Genomic DNA, 9,205 nt, shown 5'->3' on the forward strand with positions numbered 1-9,205 from the left:
GGTCGGCGGCCGTTTCGAAGGAGGAGTTCAGCGGTGGCAGTACCAGTGTGGAGTGTCGACCCCAGGACGGGGAAGCGGCGTGAACAGGTCGCGGCCGAGGCCACGGCAGCCGATGTCGACGCGGTCGTACGCGCCGCCCACGCCGCCCGCGGCGAGCTGGCGGGCCGCACCGCGCGGATCGCCCTGCTGCGCGCGGCCGCCGAGGAGCTGGAGGCCGCCCGCGGTGAGATCGTCGCCACCGCGGACGCCGAGACCGCGCTGGGCGAGGTCCGGCTGAACGGCGAGCTGGGCCGCACCACCTACCAGCTGCTCGCCTTCGCCGACGAGGTCGCCGACGGCGCGTACCTGGACGTCGTCATCGACCACGCCGACGCCTCGCTCACCCCGCCCCGGCCCGATCTGCGCCGCTACAAGATCCCCCTGGGCGTCGTGGCGGTCTACGCGGCCTCCAACTTCCCCCTGGCCTTCTCCGTCCCCGGCGGCGACACCGCCAGCGCGCTCGCGGCGGGCTGCCCGGTCGTGGTCAAGGCGCACCCCGACCATCCGGCCACCTCCGAGCTGTGCGCGGCCGCGCTGCGCCGCGCGGCCGCCCGCGCCGGTCTGCCCGAGGACGTCGTCCGTGTGGTGCACGGCTTCGACGCGGGTGTGGAGCTGGTGAAGCACCCGCTGGTCGCCGCGGCCGGGTTCACCGGCTCGATCCGGGGCGGCCGGGCCCTGTTCGACGCCGCCGCGGCCCGCCCGGTGCCCATCCCCTTCCACGGCGAGCTGGGCAGTCTCAATCCGGTCGTCGTCACCGAGGCGGCGGCCAGGGAGCGCGCCGAGGAGATCGGCGGCGGGCTGGCCGGGTCGATGACGCTGGGCTCGGGGCAGTTCTGCACCAAGCCGGGGCTGGTCCTCGCCCCCGAGGGCGAGTTTGGCGACCGGCTGCTGGGGGCCCTGGCCGACTCCGTCGCCGGGGCCGCCCGCGGGCCGCTGCTGGACACCCGGATGCGCGAGGCGTTCCTGGCCGGGGTGAGGGCCCGGGCGGAGCTGGAGGACGTGACGGCGCCGGTCGCCGCGGCCGAGGGCGAGGAGCAGACCGTGGGCGCGGGCTTCCTCACCGTCCCGGCGGAGCGGCTCGCCGGCTCCGAACAACACGCACTGCTGCTGGAGGAGTGCTTCGGGCCCGTCACCGTCGTCGCCCGCTACCGGGACGCCGGCGAGGTCAGCGCCGTGCTGGCCAGGCTGTCCGGCAACCTCACCGCCACCCTCCACATCGCCGGGGAGGAGGCGGGGCAGGAAGGCGGCACCGCGGCCCGGCTGCTGGCCGAGCTGACGGCGCTGGCCGGGCGGGTCCTGGTCAACGGCTGGCCCACCGGTGTCGCGGTCGCCCCCGCCCAGCACCACGGCGGCCCCTACCCGGCCACCACCTCCACCTCCACCTCGGTCGGCGCCACGGCTGTCGAGCGCTGGCTGCGTCCGGTCGCCTACCAGGACACCCCGCCGGCGCTGCTGCCCGAGGAACTGCGCGACGACAACCCGCTCGGCCTGCCGCGCCGGGTGGACGGACGCCGCGAGGGCTGAGCGCCCGGGGCCCGGGGCTCCTCGCGTGGCCGCTCTCCGCGGGGGGCGGCCACGGGCGTTTCCGCGGCGGGCGGGAGGCGGGCAGGAGGGGAGGAATCCTCCGTCCATAAGCGAGGCTTGGAGATCGTCCAAGACAATTCGCCATGGACAGGAGCGAACCGGGGCGACACAGTGGCGTGCATGGAGACATCACTGCCGGGAGCACCGGACCTGCCGGACCTGCGGGACCTCGCGCGGGCCGAGTTCGCGCCGACGACCGTCTATCTGAACACCGCCTCGCACGGCCTGACACCGGCCCGTACCGCCGGCGTCCTGCGGGAGGCGGTGCAGGAGACGGTGGAGGGGCGCATCGACATGACGCGCTGGTTCGCCGTGATCGAACAGGCGCGTGCCCGCTTCGCCCGGCTGGTCGGCCTGACCCCGGACAGGGTGGCGCTGGGAGGGGCCGTCTCCGCGCATGTCTCGCTGGTCGCGGGCTCGCTGCCGCCCGGCGCCGAGGTGCTGGTGGCCGACGGCGACTTCAGCTCCCTGGTCAACCCGTTCGCGATGCGCGCCGACCTCAAGCTGCGCACCGCCCCGCTTCAGGACCTGGCGGACGCCGTCCGGCCCGGCACCGCGCTGGTGGCCGTCAGCGCCGTGCAGTCGGCCGACGGCCGCCTCGCGGACCTCGCCGCCGTCGCCGGGGCCGCACGGGCCCACGGAGCCCGCACTCTGGTGGACACCACCCAGGCCGCCGGCTGGCTGCCGCTGGACGCGGGAGCCTTCGACTACACCGTGTGCGGCGCCTACAAGTGGCTGTTGTGCCCGCGCGGCACCTCCTTCCTCACCGTGCCCGGGGACGGCGGGGGGCTGGTGGCCTCGCAGGCCGGATGGATGGCGGGGGAGCGGCCCTGGGACAGCTGCTACGGGACGGTGGAGGAGCTGGCCCGCTCCGCCCGCCGCTTCGACGTCTCCCCGGCCTTCCTGCCCTACCTGGGCGCCGAGCGCTCCCTGGGCCTGATCGAGGAGGCCGGGCCGGAGGCGATCGGCGCCCACGACCGGGCCCTGGCCGCCCGCTTCCGCGCCGGCGCCGCCGGGCTGGGCCACCGTCCGGTGCCCGGCGACTCGGCCATCGTCGCGGTGCCCCACCTGGGCGGGGCGGCCGACGTGCTGAGGGAGGCGGGGGTGGAGGTCTCCGTCCGGGAGGGGAACCTGCGCGCTGCCTTCCACCTGTACAACACGGCCGAGGACGTGGAGCGGCTGCTGGCGGCGCTGCCCCGGGCGTGACCCCGAGCGGCCGAGGGCCCCGGGGCCGGCGTGCCCCGGGGCCTTGCGGTCACGCCGACTGCCTGCGCACCAGCTCGGTCGGCAGGATCACCGCCGACGGCTCCTCGCCGCCGATCAGGCCCAGCAGCACCCGCACCATCTCCGAGCTGATCCGGTCCCACGGCTGGCGGACGGTGGTCAGTTCCGGGAGTCCGGCGACGGCGGCCGGCGAGTCGTCGAAGCCGCCGACGGCGACGTCGTCGGGCACCCGCCGCCCGGCCCGCTCCAGCGCGGTCAGCGCACCGCGCGCCATCAGGTCGGAGGCGACGAACAGCGCGTCCATCCCCGGTACCCGCTCGAGCAGTTCGGCGGCGGCCCGCCGACCGCCGGCGCGGCTGTAGTCGCCGTGGGCGACCAGCTCGTCGCCGGCCGGGAGCCCGGCCTCGGCCAGCACCTCGCGCCAGCCCGCCAGCCGGTCCACTCCGCCGGGGGTGTCCGGCGGTCCGGCGACCGTGGCGATGCGGCGGCGCCCGAGCGAGACCAGATGCCGCACGATGCCGCGGGCGCCGTCGCGGTCGTCGGCCGCCACATGGGCGATCCTGACGGTACGCCCGCCGCGGTCGACCGGCCTGCCGCCGGCGACCACCGGTACGCCGGCCTTCAACAGCTGCTCGGCCACCGGGTCGCCGGTGTGGCTGGACACCAGCAGGACGCCGTCGACATGGCCCGCGGTGACGTAGCGCACGACACGGCGCCGCTCGGCGGGCGTACCGGCGGTCATCAGCAGCAGCGGGATGTCGTGAGCGGCCAGCGCCCGGGTGCAGCCGCGCAGCAGCACGTTGAAGTTGGGATCCTCGAACAGCTTCTCCTGCGGTTCGGTGAGCAGGAAGGCCACCGAGCCGGAACGGCCGGTGATCAGGCTGCGTGCGTGCCGGTTGACGACGTAGCCCGTCTTGCGTACCGCGGCCCTGACCGCGTCCGCCGCGGCCGGGCTGACGTTGTGCCCGCCGTTGAGGAACCGCGAGACCGTGCCGCGGGAGACCCCGGCCTCCCGCGCCACGTCGTGGATCGTCGGCGGGCGCCGCCGCTCACTGCCGCTCATGCGGTACTACCCATCCTCGCGTCCGTCCCCGTCTCCCCGTCTCCCCGTCTCCCCATCTCCCCGTCTCCCCGTCTCCCCGTCTCACGTGCAATTGTCGGGGATCCCCGCGCACTCGCCGGCCTTCGGCGTGACCCGGCGCGGGATCCCGGGCGTTCACGCCCGGGTGGGGGTGCCTCCCGCTCGCGGGTGAGAGGCGCTTCTCGACGCTGCTTCGGCCCGCGCGGATGCACGGGTGGTGCGGTGGTTCGTGTTCCCTCCCCCGACAAGGTGCTGTGAACGTGCACAGTAGGGAAGGGTGACTGACTCTTGTCATCGGCTCCAGGCTTGATGTTTTCTGGGTTATGCAGTCGGCAAGTGGCTGTGAACGTTCCCAGTTCTGTCTCGGTCCGGCCCACTCGGGCCGGACCTTCCACCCAGGAGGTCGCATGGTGCGCCTCGCCTACGGCGGCGACTACAACCCCGAGCAGTGGCCCGAGGAGGTCTGGCACGAGGACGTCGCGCTGATGCGTGAGGCCGGTGTGACCACGGTCAGCGTCGGGATCTTCTCCTGGGCGATGATCGAACCCGCCGAGGGCGTCTTCGACTTCGGCCGGCTCGACCGGATCGTCGGTCTGCTGCACGAGGCCGGCATCGGCGTCGACCTGGCCACCCCCACCGTGGTGCCGCCCGCCTGGTTCTACCGGGCCCACCCCGAGGCGCTGCCCGTCAGCCGGGAGGGCGTGCGCTGGGAGTTCGGCTCACGCGGCGCGATCTGCCACAACTCGCCCGCCTACCAGGAGGCCTCCGCCCGGATCGCCCGCGCGCTGGGCGAGCGCTACGGACGGCATCCCGCGGTCGTGATGTGGCACGTCCACAACGAGTACGGCGTCCCCGTCCTGGAGTGCTACTGCGAGATCTCCGCCGCGGCCTTCCGCACCTGGCTGCGGGAGCGCCACACCACCCTGGAGAAGCTCAACGCCGCCTGGGGGACCGCCTTCTGGGGGCAGACCTACGGGGACTGGGAGGAGATCGCCCCGCCCCGGGCGACCCCCACCGTCTGCAACCCCGCCCAGCGCCTGGACTACGCCCGCTTCGCGAGCGACAGCGCCCTGGCCAACTTCCGCCGCGAGCGCGACCTGCTGCACGAGCTGTCCCCGGGCGTCCCCGTCACCACCAACTTCATGGTCTCGCCCACCCAGTGCGACACCATCGACTACTGGGCCTGGGGCCGCGAGGTGGACATCGTCACCAACGACCACTACCTGGTGGCCGAGGACGAGCGCAACCACGTCAATCTGTCGATGGCCGCCGACCTGACCCGCTCGGTCGCCGGCGGCGAGCCGTGGCTGCTGCTGGAGCACTCCACCAGCGGCGTCAACTGGCAGCCGCGCGGCATCGCCAAGCGCCCCGGCGAGATGACCCGCAACTCCCTGGCCCACATCGCCCGCGGCTCGGAGGGGGCGATGTTCTTCCAGTGGCGCGCCTCCCGCTCCGGCGCGGAGAAGTTCCACTCGGCGATGGTCCCGCACGCCGGCACCGACAGCCGGATCTGGCGCGAGGTGGTCTCGCTCGGCGCGGACGTCGCGGCGCTGGAGGAGATCCGCGGCACCCGCACCGTCGCGGACGTGGCGGTGGTGTGGGACTGGCAGTCGTGGTGGGCGCAGAAGCTGGAGTGGCGCCCCAGCCGGGACCTCGACGCCCGCGAGCGCGCCGAGGCCTGGTACGCGGCCCTCTTCGACCGCCGTCTGACGGCCGACTTCGTCCCCCCGCACACCGACGCGGCCGCTCTTGCCGCCTATCCGCTGGTGGTGGTCCCCGCCCTCTACCTGGCCACGGCGCAGGCCGGGGAGAACCTGCGCGACTACGTCGCCGGCGGCGGCACCCTGGTGGTGTCGTACTTCTCCGGCATCGTCGACGAGCACGACGCCGTCCACCCCGGCCCGCACCCGGGTGCGCTGCGCGAGGTGCTGGGGCTGACGGTCGAGGAGTTCCAGCCGCTGCGGGCGGGCCGGACCGTGACCGTCACCGGCCCCGGGGCCGGTGCGCTGGAGGCCGACGTGTGGGCCGAGACCGTCGTGGCGCGGGGCGCCGAGGCGGTGTGGTCCTACGGCGACGGCCCGGCCGGGGGCGGCCCCGCCGTCACCCGCAACCGGCTGGGCGGGGGCACCGCCTGGTACGTCTCGACGCGGCTGGGCCCGGACGGGCTCGACGCGGTGCTGGCGGCGGCCTGCGCGGACGCGGGCATCGCCCCGCGCGAGGAGATCCCCCACGGCGTGGAGGTGGTGCGCCGCTCCGGGGAGCCGGGCACCTACCTCTTCGCCCTCAACCACACCGGCGCCGACGTCCAGGTGCCGCTGGAGGCGTCCGGCACCGAACTGCTCGGCGGCACCCGCGTGGCCGGCCGGCTCGAGGTCCCCGCGGGCGGGGTCCGCGTGGTCCGTCTCGACGGGTGAGCCCCGGGGCGCGGGCCGGCCGGCGGGGAAGGTGAGGGGAGGGGCGGGACCGCCGTGGCGGTCCCGCCCCTCCCCTCACCTCCGCGTCCCGTTTCCCCGCCGGGCCGTTCCGTACGGTCCGGCGGGGAAACGGTGCGCCGCGCGCTCCTCACCTCGTGTGAGCGCTCACCTCACGGGGGATGGTCACCTCACGGGGGTGAAGTCCCGTGCGCCGAGGAACCCCGGGCGCGGGACGGGCGCCGCGAACGGCTCCACCGCGGTGTTCTCCACGCTGTTGAAGACGATGAAGACGTTGCTGCGCGGGTAGGGGGTGATGTTGTCCCCGGAACCGTGCATGCAGTTGCAGTCGAACCAGGTCGCCGAACCGGGCTTGCCCGTGAACAGGCGGATGCCGTGCTCGCCGGCGAGCCGGGTCAGCGCCTCGTCGGACGGCGTGCCCGCGTCCTGCATCTGCAGGGACTTCTTGTAGTTGTCCTTCGGCGTGGCGCCCTCGCAGCCGAGGAACGTCCGGTGCGAACCGGGCATGATCATCAGAGCGCCGTTGGTCTCGTAGTTCTCGGTCAGGGCGATCGAGACGGAGACCGTCCGCATGTTCGGCAGACCGTCCTCGGCGTGCCAGGTCTCGAAGTCGGAGTGCCAGTAGAACCCCGAGGCCCCGAAGCCCGGCTTGACGTTGATCCGGCTCTGGTGGACGTACACGTCCGAGCCCAGGATCTGACGGGCGCGGCCCACCACCCGCGGGTCCCTCACCAGGTTGGCGAAGACCTCGCTGATCTTGTGGACCTCGAAGACGGAGCGGATCTCCTGGGACTTCGGCTCCACGATCGAACGCTCGTCCGCACGGATCAGCGGGTCCGAGACCAGCCGGTTCAGCTCCCGGTTGTAGACCTCCACCTCATCGGGGGTGATGAGCTGGTCGATCGCCAGGAAGCCGTCCCGGTCGTAGGACTCCAGGTCCGCGGTCTCGATCGGCCCCGGGGTACCGGGGGCGGACCACACCGTGGGGTCCTGCCGCGGGGTGATCACCTCGGAGGCGCCCCGGGTCGGGTAGAGGTCTGCGGTGCGTTCGGGTGCGGTGGTCATGGTTCTGCCTTCCTCTCCTCATCGTGCGGCCCTGTACCCGCGTGTGGCCGCTTCGCTGCGGGTTCTCTCGCCAGGGCCTCCCGTGTGGTCTCGGCTGCCGTCCGCACCGGCCCGTCTGGCTCGGCCGGTGCGGTGTGTCAGCTCTCGTCCGGTTCGGTGAGCAGGGGGTAGACGCCGTTCTCGTCGTGGTCCTCACGGCCGGTGACCGGCGGGTTGAAGACGCAGACGCAACGGAAGTCCGTCTTGGGACGAAGTGTGTGCTTCTCGTGCCCGTCCAGCAAGTACATGGTGCCGGGGGTGATCCAGTGCTTCTCGCCGGTCTCGTCGTTGGTGAGCTCGGCCTCGCCCTCGACGCAGAGGACGGCCTCCACGTGGTTGGCGTACCACATCGAGGTCTCCGTGCCCGCGTAGAGCACGGTCTCGTGCAGCGAGAAGCCCACACGCTCCTTCGCGAGCACGATCCTCTTGCTCTCCCAGGTGCCGGAGGCGGACCTGACGTGGCGGTCGGTGTCCTCGATTTCCTGTAGCGATCGGACGATCACGGTGAAGTGGTGCCTTTCCGGTCAGAGGCCCATCCGCGGGAAAAACCTGCGGGATGGGCCATTCGGGTGGTGCGTGCGGCGACCGGACGCCCCCGGCGCCGAAAGGGCGCCGGGGACGGGCGGTGCCGCGGGTGTCAGGCGGTCTCGCGGACCGCGCGGGCCAGGATGCGCAGGCCCTCGTCCAGCTCCTCGGGGGAGATCGTCAGTGCCGGGAGCAGCTTGACGACCTCGCTCTCGGGGCCGGAGGTCTCGATGAGCAGTCCGAGCTCGAAGGCACGGGAGGCAACGGAGCCGGCACGGGCCTTGTCGTGGAACTCCATGCCCCACACCAGGCCGCGGCCCCGGACGTCGGCCACCTCCTCGGGGTGCTCGGCGGCGATGGCGCGCAGCGCGGCCTCGACCTGCTCGCCGCGGGCGAGCGTCTGCTTCTCCATCTGCCCGTCCGCCCAGTAGGTATTCAGGGTGGCCGCGGCGGTGACGAAGGCGGGGTTGTTGCCGCGGAAGGTGCCGTTGTGCTCGCCGGGCTCCCACACGTCCAGCTCGGGCCGGAACAGGGTCAGCGCCATCGGCATCCCGTAGCCGCTGATGGACTTGGAGACGGTGATGATGTCGGGGGTGATGCCCGCCTCCTCGAAGGAGAAGAAGGCACCGGTGCGGCCGCAGCCCATCTGGATGTCGTCGACGATCAGCAGCATGTCCTGCCGCTTGCACAGGTCGGCCAGGGCGCGCAGCCACTCGGCCCGGGCGACGTTGATGCCGCCCTCGCCCTGGACCGTCTCGACGATCACGGCGGCCGGCCGGTTCAGACCCGAGCCGGAGTCCTCCAGCAGCCGCTCGAACCACAGGAAGTCCTCGACCTTGCCGTCGAGGTAGCGGTCGAAGGGCATCGGGGTGCCGTGGACCAGGGGGACGCCGGCGCCGGCGCGCTTGAAGGCGTTGCCGGTGACGGCCAGGGATCCCAGCGACATGCCGTGGAAGGCGTTGGTGAAGGAGACGATCGACTCCCGGCCCTTGACCTTGCGGGCCAGCTTCAGGGCCGCCTCGACGGCGTTGGTGCCGGTCGGGCCGGGGAACATCACCTTGTGGTCCAGGCCGCGCGGCCGCAGGACCACGTCCCGGAAGGTCTCCAGGAAGGCGCGCTTGGCCGTGGTGGACATGTCCAGGCCGTGGGTGACGCCGTCGCGCTCGAGGTAGTCCAGCAGGGCGCGTTTGAGCACCGGGTTGTTGTGGCCGTAGTT

General features: G+C 73.3%; 7 protein-coding genes. 3 read left to right on the plus strand and 4 right to left on the minus strand.

The genetic code is table 11. The features are described 5' to 3' along the window. Nucleotides 1-33: 33 nt before the first annotated feature. Nucleotides 34-1,563, plus strand: a complete 1,530-nt coding sequence (locus CUT83_RS23320; RefSeq protein WP_240958020.1) for an aldehyde dehydrogenase (NADP(+)) — start codon at nucleotides 34-36, stop codon at nucleotides 1,561-1,563. A gap of 180 nt (nucleotides 1,564-1,743) precedes the next feature. Beyond that, nucleotides 1,744-2,829 (plus strand): aminotransferase class V-fold PLP-dependent enzyme, encoded by a 1,086-nt coding sequence (locus tag CUT83_RS23325; RefSeq protein WP_101257776.1) that lies wholly within the window; start codon nucleotides 1,744-1,746, stop codon nucleotides 2,827-2,829. Between the two features lie 49 nt (nucleotides 2,830-2,878). Here CUT83_RS23325 and CUT83_RS23330 read toward each other — a convergent pair whose 3' ends face one another. Continuing rightward, nucleotides 2,879-3,910 carry a LacI family DNA-binding transcriptional regulator gene (locus tag CUT83_RS23330; RefSeq protein WP_101257777.1) on the minus strand — a complete coding sequence of 344 codons (1,032 nt, stop codon included), beginning with the start codon at nucleotides 3,908-3,910 and terminating at the stop codon, nucleotides 2,879-2,881. Between the two features lie 425 nt (nucleotides 3,911-4,335). On the opposite strand from CUT83_RS23330, the gene CUT83_RS23335 reads away from it, so the two are divergent. Further along, on the plus strand, nucleotides 4,336-6,342 hold the full coding sequence (locus CUT83_RS23335; RefSeq protein WP_101257778.1) for a beta-galactosidase: 2,007 nt from the start codon (nucleotides 4,336-4,338) through the stop codon (nucleotides 6,340-6,342). Nucleotides 6,343-6,525: 183 nt separating this feature from the next. Here the strand turns inward: CUT83_RS23335 and thpD are convergent, their stop codons facing one another. From thpD to ectB, 3 genes are all read right to left on the minus strand, one after another. Further along, nucleotides 6,526-7,425, minus strand: coding sequence for an ectoine hydroxylase (thpD, locus tag CUT83_RS23340; RefSeq protein WP_101257779.1), 900 nt, complete (start codon nucleotides 7,423-7,425; stop codon nucleotides 6,526-6,528). Nucleotides 7,426-7,562: 137 nt separating this feature from the next. Then, nucleotides 7,563-7,967 carry an ectoine synthase gene (locus CUT83_RS23345; protein ID WP_093655460.1) on the minus strand — a complete coding sequence of 135 codons (405 nt, stop codon included), beginning with the start codon at nucleotides 7,965-7,967 and terminating at the stop codon, nucleotides 7,563-7,565. Between the two features lie 134 nt (nucleotides 7,968-8,101). After that, the coding region (ectB, locus tag CUT83_RS23350) for a diaminobutyrate--2-oxoglutarate transaminase (protein ID WP_101257780.1) at nucleotides 8,102-9,205 on the minus strand (1,104 nt) is incomplete at its 5' end.

The sequence above is a fragment of the Streptomyces barkulensis genome, from assembly GCF_002843305.1.
Lineage (GTDB): Bacteria > Actinomycetota > Actinomycetes > Streptomycetales > Streptomycetaceae > Streptomyces > Streptomyces barkulensis.